Source organism: Streptomyces sp. NPDC004647, assembly GCF_040609575.1.
GTDB lineage: Bacteria > Actinomycetota > Actinomycetes > Streptomycetales > Streptomycetaceae > Streptomyces.
This window is the reverse complement of the sequence record NZ_JBEXKU010000009.1, coordinates 1-17646: the sequence shown is the minus strand read 5'-3', so window position 1 is coordinate 17646 and position 17646 is coordinate 1. Positions and strand designations below refer to the sequence as shown.

Genomic DNA, 17646 nt, shown 5'->3' with positions numbered 1-17646 from the left:
GGCTTCGTCCGCTCGGATCAGTGCTCGGCCACCCAACCGGCCATAATCCCCATCACGTTGTCGTGCGAGTGACCGTTGATTTCGTACCTGCTCGTGATCTGCAGGACATCACCCCGGTTGATCGTTCCCAGTGGCTTGCCGCTGCAGGGCGGCATGTCCGAGATCTCCTTGTGTCCGTGGGGGTCGATGAACTCGGGGCTGCCGCCCTCCTCCGCCACGACGGTGCACAGGGGCTTGCCGGTGGTGAGGTTCTCGGTCCGCACGGAGCGGCCGGAGTGGTGGAGATGGCCGCGCATATGGACGAGGTCTCCGGAAATGCTGGACCGCCACCGCCGGGTCTTTTCGCTGACGCCCTCGGGAGCGTCGTACACGCTGCCGAGGCAGCCTCCGGCGTCCATCCAGATCGGCGTGACCGGCTTGAGCGAGGACCCGGCCGCGGGCTCATGGGTGAACGTGATGGAAATGTAGACGGTCTTGTCCTGGGGTACGTGGTTCATCAGGTCGTAGACCATGTTCCACCGCTCCCGGCCGACCTTGACGCCGTATCCGGATGGCAGGATGCTTTCCACCCGCTCGTTTCCGGAGGCGAAGAGGCGCTGAGGGCCCTTGCATACGACATCGCTTCTGCGGTGGGTGCCCAATACCACGTGGTGCAGCATCGGACCGGTGTTGACGTTCGCATTCGACCCGTCGGCGTAGACGAGATTGGGCTTGAAGCCAGTAATGAAGCAGTTGTCGCACGGCTTTTGGATCCCGAACTTGAGCCGGTTGCCGGTGGTCCCGTGGTCGTCATCGGTTGCGGCGGGGATGGTGAACGGCCCGTACCGTACGGTCGTGGTCTGCGGGGCGGAGGCCTGCTGCCCGGCCGGCGCGGTCTTCTGCCCGGCGGCGGAGGGCAGGTTGACGGCGCCGGCGGCTGGTATTGCGCCAACCACTAATGCTGTGGCGATGCCGACGGTGAACGGGAGACTTCGCAGAGACACAATTTCCTCCTTGGGGGAAGGGGCGTCAGACATGGGAAGTGCCGATGCGTTGGACCGCGCATGGTTTTGCCGGTCCGTGTCTGAAAGCAGCAAAACGCGGAATTCGCCCTCGATTCGACTCGGCCTGCTGGATGATCTCCTGCTCCAGCGTGCTGTCGAATATGCCGACACTCGCGTTCGATTGTCGCGGTCGAGTTCTCATCTCGACGCGTGGCCGGTGGGCCGTGTCGAATGCGGTGAGGTCACCGATATGACCTGGCTGCGGTTCTCCGGAAGAGTGACGTCCGCCCTTCCACTTGTCAACGGACATCACATGGCATCAGAGGCCGTGAACTTCCCGGCGAGTTGCTGACCAGCATTTTTCTTCGGTCATGGGCGGGCCCGGCCGGCGCAGGACTGGTGACTTCACCGATCCGTGGCGGTGCCCCCGGTGACCCCGGGCTCGAAGATTGTTTCGCGGCGGTGCTGATCCGCGAGTACGCCGGCGGTGGTCAGCCCGGCGAACACGCGGTGCATCGAGGATGTCCAGGCGTCGCGGTCCGGGCTTGTCACATTCAGAGCAGCGAGAACGTCCACGCCTATGGACACGCAGAGCACCAGGCGGGCCAAGGCCGCGGCGTCGATGTCGGCGGTGAGCGAGCCGTCCTGTTGGGCGCGTGCGACCAGGTCCGTGAGCCGGGTCTCCGCCCCGTGCAAGGCGGCGTGGACTCTGCGGGCCACCTCGCCGTCACGGCGCCCAGCGGCGAGCGCTTCGATCATCAGGGGTGCCCACATGCGTTGACGTGGATCGGAGAGGTCGGTTGTGATCATTTCGAGCACTTCGGCGGCGGCAGCACCGCGGTCCATTGCCTGGCCGAGCTTGCGTGACGCGGCTGCCAGACCGTGGTCGACCGCCTCCGCGAGTAGGTCGGCCTTGTTACGGAAGTTGCCGTAAATGGCCCCCGTCGAGAGCCCCGCGCGGCGTGCCACATCCTGCACCCGGGCCCGGTCGTAACCCCGCTCACCGAATTCCTGGACTGCCGCTTCGATCAGCCGGTCGCGGATCAAGGCACTGGACGGCGTTGAGAGGGAATCGGGCTCTGCCACGGCCCCAGCGTAGCCGGACCGGATGGCATCCGGCCCCCGGCCGCTGCCGGTCCCTCACCGGAGGTGATTCAGGTGCGCCGCGGGTTGCGCACGAGCGGAAGAATAATCATTATTCTTGACAGGGCGTCAAGTTGGAGGGCGCGGGCTCGTGACGTATGGCACTGAGCACACAGTCATCGGCAGACAGGCCGAGTGCCGTCGGCTTGCGGACAGCGTCGAAGCCTGCCGCAGGGCAGGCGGCAGCGCACTGCTGCTGACCGGAGATCCGGGGATCGGGAAGACCGCGCTGATGCGGCACGCATCGCGCCTGGCACACGACTTCCACACCATCTGCGCCGACGGGGTGCGAGCGGAGGAGACCCTGGCGTACGGGGCGGTACAGCGAATGGTCCGGCCGCTGGACGCCGACCTCCGCCGGCTCCCGCCGATCTCCCGCGAGGCTGTGGAACGGGTGTTGCTCGGGCGCAGCCCACCGCCCCGCGAGCGATTGCTCGTCGCAGACGCGTTACTAGGGCTGCTGGCGAGGGCGGGTGGCAGGCGTCCGGTACTGATCAGCGTCGACGACCTGCACTGGGTCGACGCCGAGTCCCGGTACATCCTCGGTTTCGTGGCCCGCAGGATCAGCACCGCGCGGGTGCTGATCCTGGCCGGGACGGACGGCGAGGCGTCCGCGCTCATGCCAGGTGTGCCGGTGCTGCACCTCGCGGGCATGAGCGACGTCGATTGCCTGCGACTGGTTGCGGAGTGCCAGCCCTCGCCGGTGGCACTCGCCGTCCGTGAGTCACTCGTCCACACGGCCGGAGGCAACCCCCTTGTCCTGCTGGAGCTGTTGCACACACTGACTCCGGCGCAGCTGAGCCAGCCCGCCCAACTCCCCGATCCACTACCGCTCGTACCTCGGCTCATCCACATCCGTCTCACTCGGTTCCGGCGACTTCCCGGCGACTGCCGACGGCTGCTGTTGCTGCTGGCTACCGAACCGCTCCTGAACCCCTTCTCCCTGCTCCGCATGGCCGGGCGGGCGGGAATCGACCCGGCGGCCCTGAAATCCGCCGAGGAGGCAGGCTTGGTCACGCTGTCGGCGACCACCGTGTCCTTCCGCCACGCCGACCTTCGCCGGGCGATCTATCACGGGGCACATCTGGCCGAACGGCACTGGGCTCACGCATTGTTGGCCCGCGCGTTCGCCGACACTGACGACGATCGTCGCTGCTGGCATGAAGCGGCCCTGCTGTCGGAGACCAACGCCGAACTGGCCGACGAACTGGAGCGCCACGCCACCCGGGCCCGGCGGGGTGGAGAGCCGGCTCGCGCCGCGGCGCTGATGGAACGCTCGGCCCAGCTGACCGGGGAGGAGGGCCACCGGGGACGCCGCCTGGCCACCGCTGCCGACTACAGCAGGCTGGCCGGGCGGCTGCGGCACGCCGCCCGGCTTCTGGAGCGCGCCACGCGCCTGGTCGGTGCGGATCAGACGTCCCTGCGCGGACACATGGCATACCTGCAGGGCCTGATCTCCCTTCACCAAACCACCGCAGCCGATGCGTACGACACGCTCCTGGCTGCCGCCGGGGTGCTCGCCGCCGACAACCCCTCGCTCGCGGTCAAGTCGCTGGCCGCCGCAGGGGAGGCGGGCCTGCACGCGGGGAACGCGGCCTTGCCCGTGCAGGCCGGACGACGTGCACTGGCCCTGCTCGAGCACGCACGGGAACAGGATCAGGGGGAGATCCGGTTCGCCGGCGACTTTCTCCTCGGAGTCGCCGACTCGTTCCAGGGACGACTGCCCGCCGCGGTGGCCCGGTTGCGTGGGGGACCCGACGGTGGGGGAGTCGACCGTGAGCGACCTGACGCAGCCACGGAGGTGAAAGACCCGCTGCTCCTCGCCTGCGCCTCCCACGGTGCGCTGTTCGCCGCTGACGACACCCGCGCTCGTGCGCTCGCCTCGCGCGCGGTGGCGCTGGCACGCACTGCGGGTGACACGCCCACCATGGTGCACGCCATGCAGTACCTCGCCTACTCGGAATGCTGGCTGAGCGGACCGGACGCCGCGACACTCATCGCCACCGAGGCGCTCCGGCTCGCCCGCGAGACCGGTCAACTCAACTGCGCCCGTAACCTCATGGGAATGCTGATGCTCACCGCTGGGCTCGCCGGGGACGCCAAGGCGTGCGAGCAGTACACCGACCGAGTCGTCGACGAAGCGGCGGCACACGGCGCGGGGCTCGCCTCTGCTCTCGGCCTGTGGGGCCTGGCCCAGCTCGACCTCGCCTCCGGAGACTGGGCGGAGGCGGCCACCAAGCTGCATCGGCTCGCGCGGACCAGGCTGGGGCACCCGGGGATCGCGCTCGAGGCCGTGCCCACGTACGTGGAGGCAGCCGTCCGCGCGGGCGAGCGGCCCCGGGCGGAGCGGGCCGCGGCGAACTTCAACCGGTGGGCCGAAGCGATCGGCCGGGGATGGCCGGCCGCCCTGGCGGCCCGCTGCCGCGCGCTCCTGGAAGCCGACGACGCCGAAACGCACTTCCGGCATGCCTTGCGCCTGCACCGCACAGCCGACCGTGAACTCGAGCGCGCCCGCACAGCCCTGCTCTACGGCGAATACCTCAACCGGGAGCGCCGACGCGGAGACGCGCGAGTCCAACTCCGGGAAGCGGCAGAGGTCTTCCGGCGGCACCGAGCACGGTTATGGCTCGACCGGACACGGGCCGAACTACGGGCCGGCGGTGACGACTGGCGTGACCCGGACACCGCGGAAAGCGACATTCCTGATCTGGGCATCGCAGCGAGGACACTGACCTCACGTCAACGCCAGATCGTCTGGCTGGTAGCGACGGGGGCGACCAACAAGGAGGTGGCCGCCCGGCTCTACCTGAGCCCACGCACCATCGACTACCACCTGCGCCGTATCTTCGAGCGACTCAGTATGACCTCGCGCGCCGACCTGATCCGCCGGTTCACGACCGGGACCGGCTGCGGCGAGTGAACCGTGGTCGGTCAGCGACCCAGCCCACTTCGTCGGTGCGGCTTCATAGCGGATCTTCCGTGCTTCCCGGCGTGCGACGGCGGTCGGAGGTGTGGTGCTGCCGTCGGCACGGGGGTGCATGACGCGGCGGTAGCACCGGGATGGATCAGCGGGCGGCAGCACCGGGACGGATCAGCGGGCAGGGTCGAGAAGGACCTTGCGGACACCGTCGGCGCGGCTGTCGAACAGTTCGTACGCCGCGGGGCCCTCGGAGAGGGCGAAGCGGTGGGAGACCACGACCTCCGGCGTTATCCGTCCGGCCTGGGTGAGGGCGATCAGGGCAGGGAGCTCGTAATGAATGGAGCACAGTCCGATGGCGAACTCCAGCTCCTTGACCTGGGCCATTCCCATGTGGAAGGGAAACGCCTTGTTCTGGCTGACCCCGATGACGCTGACCCGGCCGGCCTGCCGGACGGCTTTGAGGGCGAGTTCGAGGGTGGCGTCCGAGCCCACGGCCTCTACCACGGCGTCCGGTCCGCGTCCTGCGGTCATCTCCCGTACGGCCGTCCGTGCGTCCTCGCCCTCGACCGGCTCGACGCCCAGGGTGGCGGCGAAGGCGCGGCGCTCCGCGACCAGGTCAGCGCCCAGCACACGGGCGGCGCCCATGGCGAAGGCGGATTGCGCGGCCATGAGGCCGACCGGCCCGAGGCCGATGACCAGGACCGTTTCGCCGGGCTGGATGCGGGCACGGCGGCAGCCGTACCAGGCCGTGGGGGCGTTGTCCGTCAGGACGACGGCGGCATCGTCGGAGATGCTCTCGGGCAGGTGCACCAGGTTGACCTCGGCATGGGGCACCGCCAGGGCCTGGGCCTGACTGCCCGGAAGTTGCGGGCTCACTCCGTAGCACAGGTCCGTCGGGGCCTGGGCGCGCTCGCACCTGCCGGTGAGCCCCCTCGCACAGGTTCTGCACAGGGTGCAGCCGGCCGAGGCGGGAACCAGGACCCGGTCGCCGGGCTTGAAGCGGGTGACCTGGTCGCCGGTGTCGACGACCACGCCGACGCACTCGTGTCCCGGGGTGTAGCCGATCTCCGGACTGAACCCGTTGCCGTCGTAGATGTGCAGGTCGCTGCCGCAGATACCGGCCGTGGTGACCTGGACGACCGCATCGGTGGGGCTGGTGACGGCCGGGTCGGGAACGTCCCCGTAGCGGATGTCGTGGCGGCCGTGGAACGTCAGTGCCTTCACTGGATTCCTCCGTCCAGGCGCAGGGTGGCGCCGGTGGCATCGATCCGGTCGAGTTGCCGCTGGAAGTCGGGTTCGGTCTCGAAGTCCCAGGACATGGATGGGCTCCCGCGCGCATCAAGGTGCTTGAATTAAGATTTAATGCGAGCGTATCACCCTGGCGCGATGGCGCTACGATGGGCAGCCGTGACAGCACATGAGACGCCCGAACCGGCCACGCCGCCCGGGAGCCGGAAGCCCCGTGACACCCGCGGCACACTCATCCGCGCCGCCGAGCAGCTGTTCGCGGCGAAGGGCGTCGATGGTGTCTCGCTCAGCGAGATCAAACGGGCCGCCGGCCAGCGCAACGCGATGGCCCTGCAGTACCACTTCGGCGACCGGGCGGGTCTGCTGCGGGCCGTACTCGCCAAACACCTCCCAGCGGTGGACGCCCGCCGGGAAGTACTGCTGCAGCAGTACGAGGACAGCGGCACTGTCGATCTTCGCTCCCTCGCCGCTGCCCTGGTGCTGCCGGCCGCCGCGAAACTCGCCGACCCCGACGGCGGCCGCGAGTTCCTGCAGATCGTGGCCGAACTGCTCAACCGGCCCGAACCCCTGGTAGAGCTCGTCGTGCCGAACGAGGGGTCAAGCATCTACGCCTGGCGGCGGCTGGTGGAGCCTCTTCTGCGTCCCGAGTCGACCACGGTGCTCCACACCCGCTTCACCGCCTTGCGCTTCTGCCACGCCGAACTCGCCGCCCGTGCCGCCGCCCGCCCTCGCAGGGACGACCGGCTGTTCACGAGCCGGCTGGTCGACCTGGTCACCGCACTGCTGGCCGCACCTGTGTCCGAGCAGACTGAACGACTGCTGCAAGAGCGAGACCTGAAGGACCGGACCGGTCGGCAGGCCCCAGCTCGCTGACCGGTCCGGTCCCTCCAGACCCCTCCAGCCCATCAGCACGGCGCCCGGCATCGAACGCCGCTGAGTACGACTTCAATCCCTGCATCCTGCATCCACCAGGAGGGCATCGAACAGGTCGGGGAACTTCCGGTCACGGTCCCTGACCATGTAGCGCGCAGTGCCCAGTACGGGTGGCAGGCGGCTCGACTGCGCAATACGTGTGCCGTAGTGCTCGGAAACGCCTTCCCATAACTGCCGATAGAAGTACTCTGCGCGATGGAGGCTGTTCAAACCGGGGAGGCTGACGAGAGTGCCCGCAGTGTGTACCGGATGGATACGTGAACTCCGAGGCCAGACACTCATGTTCACCGGAAAGACTCTGGTGGATGGAGAATGGGTTTTCCGTAAGGACTGCATCTCTCGTTCCGAGAGACTAGGAGCCACCTGTCAGAATGGATTCTCCAGGAGAGTAACGCTCGTCGTGCATGGAGAGTTGGCGGGCAACGTCAAGGACGTGGACCGGGGGCTGAGCCAAAAGCTCCTGAAAGTAATGCAGTCGCGCAGAGCGGGACAGCATATTCATGTGGTCGACGCCGCCGGCTACTCGGATCTTCTGTTCGGAGCTCCGGCCCGTTGTCGGGATCTTAAGATGCAAGGTGACCAAGTAGCGGTAGTACCCGAGGTCGGCGATGGAATTCTCGGTGGACCGTTCGACCGGCTTGGTCTGCGTACTCGCAGGATCGGCCAGCTTGAGGCTCGCGTCTTCGGGCGCGGAACGCCTGGACATGAGAAGGTTTTGTCGCGGCTGATTGATCAGATCGCTGGACGGATGTCACGCGAAGTTCGAGGCCCAGCCCGCCGCGCTCCACAATTCGACCTCGGCTGGATCGGCGGGCGGACTGCATATGGGGTCTGGGTAGCGAGCCCCGAGCCGCTGAGTGGTGGCGGACCAGGTCGACTGGAAGAGGCCGTCTCGCATATTGGCAGGTCGGTCCGCTCTATGTCCTCGCAGCCTCAGTTTCAGCCCGTAATGGTGCTGGAGAATTCTGTGGACCCCGGTTCTGGGCTGCAGCAGACAGCTAAATCGGCCGGTGTTCTCGTCAGCAAGATTCAGGGTCTTCCCGGCTGAGACTGAAACTGGGCCATCCACGTGACCGGGTGGGGATCGCCACGTCCGTGTGTCTAAGCGGTTACGGCGAAGTGGGGTGCTGATCCTTTCCCCCTCCCGAACCCGCGACCAGCGCGACCACCGCGGAGGGCGCGGGATCGGCAGCGCACTTCACCGCATCCATCCGCTTAGAGTGGCCGCCATGAGTGATCGTCCCGGACCTCAGACCGTGTCGCCGGTGCTGCTGGGTGAGGGTAGCGGCGAGGGCGACTGGCTGCCGGTCACCGCGGGCGAATCGGGAGCCGCCGTCTTCCGCAGCGCGGACGGCACCCGGTACGCCAAGTGCGTAGTGGCAGCGGGCGCAGTCGACCTGAAGGCCGAGCGCGACCGGGTCGCATGGCTGAGCGACCAGGGTGTCCCGGGGCCACGGGTGCTTGACTGGCACTCTGGCGATGCGGGCGCCTGCCTTGTGACCGGTGCCGTCTCCGGTGTACCCGCCGACCAAGTGTCCGCCGCGGACCTGCGCGCCTCCTGGGAACGCATCGCGGACGCGGTCCGCGGGCTACACGACGTACCCGTACAGCAGTGCCCGTTCCGCCGGGACTTGGACGGGATGGTCGCCATAGCGCGCGACGTCGTGACCCGTGGCGCGGTGAACCCGGAGTTTCTCCCTGTCGAGCAGCAGCACACGCCGGCCGCGGAGCTGCTGGCCCGCCTCGTCCCGCAGGTCGCGCGGCGACGGGACCAGGAGGCTGCCGACACGGTCGTCTGCCACGGAGACCTGTGCCTGCCCAACATCGTCCTCGACCCGCAGACCCTGGACGTGTTGGGTTTCATCGATCTGGGTCGCCTCGGGCTGGCCGACCGCTACGCCGACCTGGCGCTGCTGCTCACCAGCGCGCGGGAGACATGGACGGACGAGGGGCGGGCGCGGGCCGCGGACGCGGCGTTCGCCGAGAGGTACGGCATCTCCCTCGACCACGACCGTCTGCGCTTCTACCTCCATCTCGACCCGCTCACCTGGGGCTAAGCAGCGGTCTTGGTGATGTGGCCGCGGTCGGGTATGAGGTGGGGGCAGGGAGGGGCTGCCCATGCCGAAGATCTTGCGTGTGCTGTTGACGTCTGATCAGGAACGCGAGGTGCGTGAGCGTCTGCGGGCACGTGATCTCGCACCGGGAACCAGGCTGCGTCTGGACTGCATACGGCTGATGGGGCGGGGGCTGACCGTGCACGAGGTGGCTGACCTGCTCGAATGCAATGAGGTCACGGTGCGCGGCGCGGTCCACCGTTACGAGGCCGGGGGGTTCGACGTGCTGGCGGATGCCCCGCGCCCGGGCCGCCCGGCTTCGGTCACCCGCGAGGACCGCGAGGCGCTGGCCGCGCTGCTGGACGAGTCCGCGCGGCAGGGCCGTACCTGGACAGCGGCGGCGCTGTGTGACTGGCTGGCCGCGGAGCGGGAGTTGCCGGCGAGCCAGGCCAGGGTGCGTTCGATGGTCCAGCGGCACCGACCGAGCCGCTGGCTGGAGTCCGTGCCCTTGCGTGCGATGCGGGGCTGATGCCACAGCCGTCTAGCCATCACCGCAGATGGTTGCAGTCGTAGCCTTTGTCGCCATGGAGCTTGCCTGGCCGACGCCGCCGTCGGCCGCGCCGGGAGCGGATCTGCGGTATCCCCTGCACCAGCGGTTGCGCCGCAAGCCGACGTTCATCTCGTCAGGCTCGAACGCGCCAGTCGCCCAGGCTTCGGCAACGACCACGTACCTGCCGCCGTCTTGACAAGCGCAAGCAGTCCAAGCCAGCGAAACTACCCCACCTGCCCAGGGCGAATGCCCCCCACGGCTGCTTTTACACCATTGATTGGAATCTCGCCCCTAAAGCTCCGATAGGCAGCAATTGCCATGCAGACTCGACCACGTGGTTCAGGCCCCATCCCATCGGAAGGAAGGCACATCCATGCCCAGGCTTCGTCGCACCGCCATCGCCGCGTCTACCGCCGTACTGACCTTGTCCGGCCTCGTCGCCGCCAGCACCGCGCCCGCCTCAGCTGAGCCCGGCTCCTTCGACCTCATCAACAAGAAGGACGGCTCGCGCCTCGCCCTGGTGGACAACAACACCGCGGCCGAGGGTGCCTTCGCCAACAGCCTGCGGGACCCAGGCTGGAAGTACAGCACAGAGGAGTGGACGTCACAGGTCGTCAGCGACCGACTGCCCGACGGCACGCACAACCGTGTCCTCAGGAACGTGGCGGCGAACAAGTGCCTCCAGCCGCTGACCGATTCACCCACGCGCGGGATGCGAGTCGTCGTGAAGACCTGCAACGGGTCGGAGATCCAGAAGTGGAACCTCCAGCCCGAGACGGTCTCCGACACGAACTCGCGCTGGCAGATCTGGCGTCCCGTCGTCAACAAGAGTCTCGCGCTGACGATCGACACGTACGGGAACGGCAGCTGGAATACGCTCTACCTCGACACCTCCTACCCGTCCTCCGACAGGCTCTGGGTCCTCCGGCCGAACGACCAGCCCTGGCGTTACTGACGCCCCGCAGGCCGACGCTCGTCCGGTCGATCATGGCATTACCCCTGAACCAGCCACAACACGAGGTGATTCCATGTGCACACAACGTTTCCTTGCCGCCGCACTGGTATCGGTTTCTCTCGCCGGGATGAGCATTATGGGCGCTTCGTCAGCTCAAGCCGCCACCAGCATTGATTGCATCAAGGGCGGCGGCAAAGTAGGGATTGTGGTCACCAAATTCCATCACAGCTTTCCGGTCTGTCGCGGCGGGGCACACGACGGGGAACAAGTGTTCATCCCCTACCACCGGCACGCGGTTCCCGTGCTTAGCAATGTGGACCACTGAGACCTTTCCAACTTGGCTGTGCGGGCAGGTAGTTGGAGTGAAGGGCGGTGTCTGGGCATGAAGAAGCTCCTGGTAGACGGGTTCACGACCAAGATCGCCTGTCCACCAGGAGCTTCCGCTTGCTTGTCTACCCGTCCGGATCAGTGCCTGACGCCCGCGCCGGTACTTCTTCGGCAGCTGGGCCAGGGCGAGTTGAGCGGTGGTGATGTGGTCGACGGCGGTGTTGCTGCCCGTTGTTGCCGGGCCGCAGCAGGCCCGCGACCGGCTCCCCGCTGCCACCTGGGCCGTGGTCGACGAAGGCCATGAGCGGGTGGTGTCCGAACGTCTTCTTCCAGGTCGCGGCGGCGTTCTGTTTCTCGGAGTGGGTTAGCACGAGCACCCCGTCGATGTCCACGATCACCTGCCCGCCGGCGTCCGGGCCCGCTTGTTCGGCCAGCTTCCAGACGTGTTCGCGGACATGGGCCCGTGTGGTGCGGATCGCAGCCAGGGCCTTCGGCCCGGCGGAGGCGAGGGCATCGATGAGGCGGGAGACGGTGGGATCGGAGGCCACCGGACCGAACATGGCCGGCTCGGCCCGCAGCACGCCCACATCGGCCAGACAGTCCCCGCCGAGCGCGACCGTCAGGGCCACATCCAGCAGGATCTTCCCCGGATCGTGCACCGCCCGCGACTTGCACCACGGCGCCAGAGCCGCCGATATCGCCTGGTCCAGCCCGGTCTTCCGGGCCGTCTCCACCAGCAGGACGCCTCGCCTGCGAGACCACCGCCCGGCCACCGCCCTCGACGCGGACACGCGGGTAGAACCCGATACGCTTCTTCACCTGGGAAGTGCCTCCGGCGGTGGCAGGAACAAGGACCTCGACAATCCTCATTCTTGCTGGTCAGGGGCACTTTTCGTTTGTCTGACCACCCGTCGGACATTACGTTTCATGAAAGCGCGAGGCTAGGTATCTCGGTGACATTGCGCAGCAGCGAAGAGGTCGTCATCCGGCTGCGGGACCGGCTGTTGACAGGTGAGGGCGTCTGCCGCATGCCCGGTACGAACCTGACGGCGAGGGAGGTCCGGGAACGGTCCCGCCTCGTGTCGGTGGACTCGTACGACATCGTGCCCGACCTCACCGGCGCGGGCGACACCGCCACCTTCCCAGTAGGGGAGCCATCAGATCCGCTCCTTCCCCAGTACGCGGCACGAGCACGCCTCCCGCCCGCCCCCGCCCCCGCCCCCGCCCGTGACCGGTCGGTCCGCCGTTCGCTCGACCTGCCCGTCGCCTCGACGCAGCTGGATGAGTTCTCGATTCCGATGTTTGCCGGCAGGGCACGAGAGGCTTCGGGGGAGTAGCGGTTGCTGACTGCTTGCGAGTGAACGATGAAACTCCGCCCTCGCGCCAACCGTAAACAGTTGATCAAACCCATTAAGTTGGCTCTCGTGCTGCTGAACTGTGCGTTTGTGAACCTCAAGCCGGGAGTCGGCAAGACGACCAGTGCTGTGTGGCTGGCCCACGCGCTTCATGAGTCGGGCTTCTCGCCACTGCTGGTTGACGGCGATCCAGCCGCCTCCGCGCTGCGTTGGAGCGAATTGGCCGATGGCTTTCCGTTCCCCGTGGTCGCCTTGCCGGTGGGGGACGTGCACCGTCGCGTGAACGACTTCCTCGACAACCGGCAGGCCGTCGTGCTCGACGCGCCGCAGTTGGAGGACCATCCTCGTATCGCCCGCAGCATCATGAGGTACGCGAGCCAGTGGATCGTGCCGGTGACCCCCGCTCCTATCGAACTGGACCGGATGGCACCCATCGGTGGCGAGATGGGCGAGGTGCAGTCCTTGCGCGCCGAGCCGGCCCGCACCGCAGTACTGCTGAATCGCACGAATCGTCCCGACGCCACGCGCACCGGCCCCGATGCCGACGCTCGTGGTGCGCTCACCGAGTGGGGGTTCGTGGTGCTGGACACCCAGATCGCGAGGCTCGACTTGTACGCCCAGTCGTTCGGGAGCCCGGTCCACGTCACGGGTTCGGCGTACATGGACCTCGCGGATGAACTCATCAAGCGTCAGGAAGAGGCATGAGCCAGCGCAAGGATAAGTACCGCGCGGCGTTGCAGCGCGGACAGGACACCGCTGCGCCCCGGTCCGCCAAGGTCACCACGCTGCACAGCAGATACGTCCGGGTGACCATCGAGTTGGACCCGGACCTGGAGCGCGACCTGACGCGATGGGTGGGCCCGCCGGTCTCCGCGCTCGTGCTCGCCGGGGCGACCGTCCTGCGCACCCTGGTCGATACCGCCGCCAGTGCCCGATCCGTCGGCGGCGCCCGACGTACGGCGCCGTAAGGACCTTGACGACACGCAGAACCGCGAGAAGCCAACAGTGGCGCAAACGAGGAGAATTGCCGCGCGGCTGGGTCAAGGGGTCGCAGGTTCAAATCCTGTCGTCCGACATCCGCTACTACCGGTTCGAAAATCAGCACCGGGCTGGCCAACCACGCCTGCAGCGGCTAATCATCAGCCGCCGAAACAGGCCTCTGCGGGAGTCGTTTGTCGGTGACTTCGGGAGGCGTTCGGGCGCCTGTCGTGATCAATGTCGATGAGTTCGATGTCAGTCACTCATGGTGATGGGACCCGGGAGGCGACTGAAGCTGCTCCTCGGTGGCCCGGCTGGTCGCAGAGCGATATCCGTGTGCAAGGGGATGGCTGATCGCGGCAGGATGCGGCCTCGGCGGCTCTGCCGCGGCGGCTGGGCTGACTACACCTGGCGGTGTGACTCGGCATCGCCCCGGTCGCTCGTCCGCTGCACGGGAACTGTTCGTCACCAGTTCCACCGCATCGCGGGTAATTGCGTTGCTCGAGCCACGCCCTGCCTCTACGGTCCCGCACGTGATCTATCTGATTGGCGGTCCGCCGAGGGTGGGCAAGAGCACGCTGGCCCGGATGCTGCTGGATCGGGACCGCATCCCGGGGTGCTCGACCGACACGCTGGTGTCGATGCTGCAGAACGCGGCCCCGCACCACGGAGTACGGCACGGTACGCATTCCGACAAGGCGGAGTTGGCGCAGCCGTTCCTCATCGAGTTCCTGCGCGCGGTGGCGGACGGCATCGGTGAGGAGCCCGAGCCGTCGGAGTGCTATGTGGTCGAGGGCGACATCGTCACGCCTGCCGCGGCCGCGGCCGCGGCAGGCTTCGGGCTTCCGGTAGCCGCGGTCTTCCTCGGCAACACCACGCTGACGGTCGACGATCTGCGGATCGCCCCGCACTGGCTCGAAGGGGCCGACGAGGCCACTTACTGCCGGACCGCTGCGTGGATCACCGAGCGGAGCGCCGTCGTCCGGGACGCGTGCGTCACGACCGGACAGGTCTACATCGAGATGGGGGGCGGCCACACGGAGGGCCTGGAACGCGCGTACGCCGCCTTGTAGGACCGCACCCGCCAGTCTTCCCGGACCCATGCAGCCGAACCGGAGGCGGTCCCGGCCGTGACCGGAAGCCTCCGGCCTGCCCAAGGGTCTCCCCATGGCCCACCCGACGCCCGCACCGCACCTGCAGCTTCCTGATGGCCGTTTGAGAGGATCAACACCCATGAGCCCCGATGGGGACCAGTGTCTCCTGCCGCTGCTCGCTCCGTGGAACCTTTCCGACCCGCGACTCGCCGCCGAATTGACCGATCTCGGAGACCGCTCACGGGTATGGAGGGTGGAGAGCAGCGACGGCCCGTACGCCGTGAAGCTGACCTTCGACGGCCCCGCATTCGTCGAACCCGGGCTGCGGATCGCCGCCGTGCTCGACCGCGCCGGCATCCCTACCGGAGCGCCGATCCCCACCGTCGACGGGAAACTGTGCTGCCCCATTGACCGGCCCCAGGACTATCCCTGGACGCTGGCCCTGCACACCTTCATCCCGGGCTCGCCGCTGGACCTGACCACCGACACAGCCCCGGAGCAGGCCGGTGACCTCCTCGGGCGCGTTCATCACACCTTGATGACCCTTCCGGACGTACCACAGCCGGCCGGGCGAATGCTCGACTACTACAAGGGTGAGGCCAAACGCCTCGGCAGACGCCGCGGCGCTGCCCTGAGAAGAGCGTTGACCGCCATAGCCGACTTCCGCACCAGTGCGCCGCTGAGCGAGGGCGTGCTCTACGGCGACCCGGCACCGGAGATCCTGCAGGACCCCGACTCCCCTGCACTTGCGCTGATCGACTGGGGTAGCCCCAGCTGGGGACCTCTGCTCCACGACGTTGTCAGCTGGCAGCTGTTCCTGACCGCCCGGCAACCGCCAGACGCCGCGCCAACGCTGGAGCGGCGCTTCCTCACCGCCTACCGGGCGCGGCGCCCGATCAGCGAGCGAGAGATGGACGGCCGGGATCTGCTACTTGACCTGCACCGCGCCATTCAGGACTCCTGGACCCCGGTCAGCCGAGCTTGAGGAGGCCGGCTTCGACGACGGCGCGGCCGAAGGGGCTCGCGAGTTCGGCGAGACGTTCGCAGTCGGCGTCACCGAGGGCGGCGTAGGCGGGAAGGGCCAGGCGGTCGGTGCGGTCCTCGATGTGCTGGCGCAGGCGTACGCCCTCCGGGCTGAGGGAGTCGCCGTCGAGGAGACCGCGCGTGCGCAGGCGCTCCTCGGTGCCGGCCCACTCCTCCTCGGGCCATGCGCGGCTTCCCTTGAGGAAGTCGACGGGAACCTCACGGGTGGCAGCGTGCAGAACCAGGGACTCCAAGGCCCCGACGCCCTCGCTCAGCAAACACGCGACATGGCCGTCTCCACGGAACTCCCGGAGCAGCGTCTGGGCGTGCCACAACTGCAGTACCGGTTCCTCCGGCCAGGGCAGCGCGGCATGTGCGGCGAACAGCGGGCGGCCCTGCGCGTGTTCGCAGGCCGCCTCGGCGGCCCTGCGGGTCAGCGCCAGGACCTCGTCCAGAGCGGGGAGTTCGTGGATCCCGGCCCGCCGCAGGGCCTCGCTCGCGGCGGCGTGCCGCGCGTCCAGTACCTGCTGCGGCGTCGCCGCGTCCCAGGCCCCGTCGACCGCCTTCCGTACGAAATCGGGGTTGAAGTTGTAGAAGGTCGAGATGACCAGCTCGGCGGATGCTCGGCCGAAGGCGGCGCTCCGGGAGGCGAAGTACCCGGCGCGTCCGCTCAGTCCGAGGTCCGCGTACCGTCGCCTTCCCTCGGGGGCGAAGTAGATCATGGCGTGTACGGGCTCGAGTCGGCGCCAGGCTGATCGCGCTGTCTTCATGGGGTCACCTCTTCGGAGAGTCGACAGACGGGGTATTCGCGGTGGTTCCGTACTCGCCGTGCGCTCGCAGGTGTTCGAGCAGCAGGCGGCTCAGCGTCTCGGGCGCCTCCTCGGGGACCCAGTGGCTGACGCCCTGGAGGGTCTCGAACCGGTACGGCCCGTTGACCCACTGCCCGGTCTCCTGCGCGGCCGCCGGGCCGAACGCGCTGTCCTCCGTGCTCCAGACGTACAGCGTGGGCACGTCGATGACGCCGATCGCGCCGTCAGGGCGGCCGGCCCGGTACCAGTTCAGCGCCGCGGTGAGAGCGCCCGGCTGGGACAGGTGCCGCACGTAGGCCTCCACACTGTCCTGCGGGATCCTCCCGGCGTAAGCGGCGCGAAGCTCCTCGGCGTCGCCTGCGAGCATGCGCTCTTCGGTCGCGGGCGTTTCGCGCCAGTCGATCATGTAGTGCGATCGTTCGCGCTGGTCCTGGTCGGTGCGCAGGGTGGTGGCCAGAGCGCCGGGGTGCGGGGTCGAGACAACCGTCAGGGTACGTACGCGGCCGGGGTGGGCATCGGCGGTCCACCACGCCACCGCGCCTCCCCAGTCATGGCCGACCAGGTCGAACGACGCCCAGCCCAGTTCCTCCGTGATCGCGACCACATCGTCGACCAGGACGCTGATGCGGTAGTCCTCGGGCCGTTCGGGGCGGGCCCCGGGGGAGTACCCACGCTGGTCGGGTGCCACTACCCGGTAGCCCTGCGCGGCCAACGCCGCGATCTGCCGTTGCCACACCAGCCCCGTCTGCGGGAAGCCGTGCAGCAGCAGCACCGGGCGGCCCTCGGGCGGACCCGCCACGACCGCGTCGAACACGCCCGCACCAGTGGAGATGCTCAGCTTGGTCACGATCCGCCTTTCATACCGACTGGTCGGTCAGCTTTCAGTCGTGGAAACGGATTGTCAAGGTCGAGCGCACCCGCATTCTCACAGCGGCAGCCGCGCGCCACCCTTTTGGCCAGGTGTCGGGCCGGAACCCGCCGCGCCACCCTTTTGGCCAGGTTCCGGCCCGCGGGGCGCTGAATGTGTGGGCCGCGCTCCGAGCAAGGGCCTGAGGGGCGGGGGCGATCCCGGTGCCCTCGGCGCCGGCCCGTGACCCCGTGCTTCCCCGAGCCTCCCGGGAACAGGTTGAACATGACGTCGAATTCAACTATAAACGTTCGGGAGGCCGGCTCCCGTCACCCCGGCGGGCCGTGGCGCATGTCATCGGTGAAGGCGGAGACGGTCACTGATTGCTCGCGGCGCCCCAGTCGGCGTTGGGCACCGCCTACCGGCG

General features: G+C 68.1%; 17 protein-coding genes and 2 pseudogenes. 12 read left to right on the top strand and 7 right to left on the bottom strand.

The window, feature by feature from the left end:
• Positions 1–17: 17 nt before the first annotated feature.
• Positions 18–983 (bottom strand): hypothetical protein, encoded by a 966-nt coding sequence (locus ABZW18_RS05950; RefSeq protein WP_356182692.1) that lies wholly within the window; start codon positions 981–983, stop codon positions 18–20.
• A gap of 405 nt (positions 984–1388) precedes the next feature.
• Positions 1389–2069, bottom strand: a complete 681-nt coding sequence (locus ABZW18_RS05945) for a helix-turn-helix domain-containing protein (protein ID WP_356182689.1) — start codon at positions 2067–2069, stop codon at positions 1389–1391.
• Between the two features lie 148 nt (positions 2070–2217).
• Here ABZW18_RS05945 and ABZW18_RS05940 point away from each other — a divergent pair, with 148 nt between their 5' ends.
• The gene (locus ABZW18_RS05940) at positions 2218–5046 is read left to right on the top strand and encodes an AAA family ATPase (RefSeq protein ID WP_356182685.1); all 2829 of its coding nucleotides are present in this window, start codon (positions 2218–2220) and stop codon (positions 5044–5046) included.
• Positions 5047–5217: 171 nt separating this feature from the next.
• Here the strand turns inward: ABZW18_RS05940 and ABZW18_RS05935 are convergent, their stop codons facing one another.
• A complete protein-coding gene (locus ABZW18_RS05935) occupies positions 5218–6270 on the bottom strand; it encodes an alcohol dehydrogenase catalytic domain-containing protein (RefSeq protein ID WP_356182682.1) in 1053 nt (350 codons plus the stop codon).
• 183 nt (positions 6271–6453) lie between these two features.
• On the opposite strand from ABZW18_RS05935, the gene ABZW18_RS05930 reads away from it, so the two are divergent.
• The 4 genes from ABZW18_RS05930 to ABZW18_RS05915 all read left to right on the top strand — a co-directional run bounded on the left by ABZW18_RS05930 (position 6454) and on the right by ABZW18_RS05915 (position 9810).
• Complete coding sequence (locus tag ABZW18_RS05930) at positions 6454–7167, top strand: helix-turn-helix domain-containing protein (RefSeq protein ID WP_356182679.1); 714 nt, start codon at positions 6454–6456, stop codon at positions 7165–7167.
• 472 nt (positions 7168–7639) lie between these two features.
• Positions 7640–8275 (top strand): hypothetical protein, encoded by a 636-nt coding sequence (locus ABZW18_RS05925; RefSeq protein WP_356182676.1) that lies wholly within the window; start codon positions 7640–7642, stop codon positions 8273–8275.
• Positions 8276–8456: 181 nt separating this feature from the next.
• On the top strand, positions 8457–9284 hold the full coding sequence (locus ABZW18_RS05920) for an APH(3'') family aminoglycoside O-phosphotransferase (protein WP_356182673.1): 828 nt from the start codon (positions 8457–8459) through the stop codon (positions 9282–9284).
• Positions 9285–9345: 61 nt separating this feature from the next.
• Positions 9346–9810: a helix-turn-helix domain-containing protein gene (locus ABZW18_RS05915; RefSeq protein WP_356182670.1), complete on the top strand. Its 465-nt coding sequence runs from the start codon at positions 9346–9348 to the stop codon at positions 9808–9810.
• Here ABZW18_RS05915 and ABZW18_RS05910 read toward each other — a convergent pair.
• Positions 9720–9922: pseudogene (locus tag ABZW18_RS05910) on the bottom strand (IS5/IS1182 family transposase); the annotation flags it as partial. The gene ABZW18_RS05915 and the pseudogene ABZW18_RS05910 overlap by 91 nt on opposite strands.
• Positions 9923–10204: 282 nt before the next feature.
• On the opposite strand from ABZW18_RS05910, the gene ABZW18_RS05905 reads away from it, so the two are divergent.
• Positions 10205–10786, top strand: a complete 582-nt coding sequence (locus ABZW18_RS05905; RefSeq protein ID WP_356182667.1) for a hypothetical protein — start codon at positions 10205–10207, stop codon at positions 10784–10786.
• 73 nt (positions 10787–10859) lie between these two features.
• Entirely contained in the window at positions 10860–11111 is a 252-nt protein-coding gene (locus ABZW18_RS05900) for a hypothetical protein (protein WP_356182915.1), read from the top strand.
• Between the two features lie 132 nt (positions 11112–11243).
• On the opposite strand, the pseudogene ABZW18_RS05895 reads toward ABZW18_RS05900, so the two are convergent.
• A pseudogene (locus ABZW18_RS05895) lies at positions 11244–11932 on the bottom strand (transposase); the annotation flags it as partial.
• 134 nt (positions 11933–12066) lie between these two features.
• Here ABZW18_RS05895 and ABZW18_RS05890 point away from each other — a divergent pair.
• The 5 genes from ABZW18_RS05890 to ABZW18_RS05870 all read left to right on the top strand — a co-directional run bounded on the left by ABZW18_RS05890 (position 12067) and on the right by ABZW18_RS05870 (position 15525).
• Entirely contained in the window at positions 12067–12450 is a 384-nt protein-coding gene (locus tag ABZW18_RS05890) for a hypothetical protein (RefSeq protein WP_356182665.1), read from the top strand.
• A gap of 60 nt (positions 12451–12510) precedes the next feature.
• Positions 12511–13173 (top strand): ParA family protein, encoded by a 663-nt coding sequence (locus tag ABZW18_RS05885; protein WP_356182662.1) that lies wholly within the window; start codon positions 12511–12513, stop codon positions 13171–13173.
• Positions 13170–13436: a hypothetical protein gene (locus tag ABZW18_RS05880; RefSeq protein WP_356182660.1), complete on the top strand. Its 267-nt coding sequence runs from the start codon at positions 13170–13172 to the stop codon at positions 13434–13436. The genes ABZW18_RS05885 and ABZW18_RS05880 overlap by 4 nt, the downstream gene beginning before the upstream one ends.
• 543 nt (positions 13437–13979) lie before the next feature.
• Positions 13980–14519, top strand: coding sequence for a hypothetical protein (locus tag ABZW18_RS05875; RefSeq protein ID WP_356182658.1), 540 nt, complete (start codon positions 13980–13982; stop codon positions 14517–14519).
• A gap of 160 nt (positions 14520–14679) precedes the next feature.
• A complete protein-coding gene (locus ABZW18_RS05870) occupies positions 14680–15525 on the top strand; it encodes a phosphotransferase (RefSeq protein WP_356182655.1) in 846 nt (281 codons plus the stop codon).
• Here the strand turns inward: ABZW18_RS05870 and ABZW18_RS05865 are convergent.
• Positions 15512–16333 (bottom strand): hypothetical protein, encoded by an 822-nt coding sequence (locus ABZW18_RS05865; RefSeq protein ID WP_356182652.1) that lies wholly within the window; start codon positions 16331–16333, stop codon positions 15512–15514. The genes ABZW18_RS05870 and ABZW18_RS05865 overlap by 14 nt on opposite strands.
• Before the next feature lie 4 nt (positions 16334–16337).
• Complete coding sequence (locus ABZW18_RS05860) at positions 16338–17219, bottom strand: alpha/beta hydrolase (protein ID WP_356182649.1); 882 nt, start codon at positions 17217–17219, stop codon at positions 16338–16340.
• Positions 17220–17646 lie beyond the last annotated feature (427 nt).

Bases quoted from the DNA above. Each gene is read 5' to 3' on its own strand.
- ABZW18_RS05920 (WP_356182673.1), top strand. From the start codon at position 8,457: ATGAGTGATCGTCCCGGACCTCAGACCGTGTCGCCGGTGCTGCTGGGT.
- ABZW18_RS05915 (WP_356182670.1), top strand. From the start codon at position 9,346: ATGCCGAAGATCTTGCGTGTGCTGTTGACGTCTGATCAGGAACGCGAG.
- ABZW18_RS05905 (WP_356182667.1), top strand. From the start codon at position 10,205: ATGCCCAGGCTTCGTCGCACCGCCATCGCCGCGTCTACCGCCGTACTG.
- ABZW18_RS05900 (WP_356182915.1), top strand. From the start codon at position 10,860: ATGTGCACACAACGTTTCCTTGCCGCCGCACTGGTATCGGTTTCTCTC.
- ABZW18_RS05880 (WP_356182660.1), top strand. From the start codon at position 13,170: ATGAGCCAGCGCAAGGATAAGTACCGCGCGGCGTTGCAGCGCGGACAG.
- ABZW18_RS05870 (WP_356182655.1), top strand. From the start codon at position 14,680: ATGAGCCCCGATGGGGACCAGTGTCTCCTGCCGCTGCTCGCTCCGTGG.
- ABZW18_RS05865 (WP_356182652.1), bottom strand. From the start codon at position 16,333: ATGAAGACAGCGCGATCAGCCTGGCGCCGACTCGAGCCCGTACACGCC.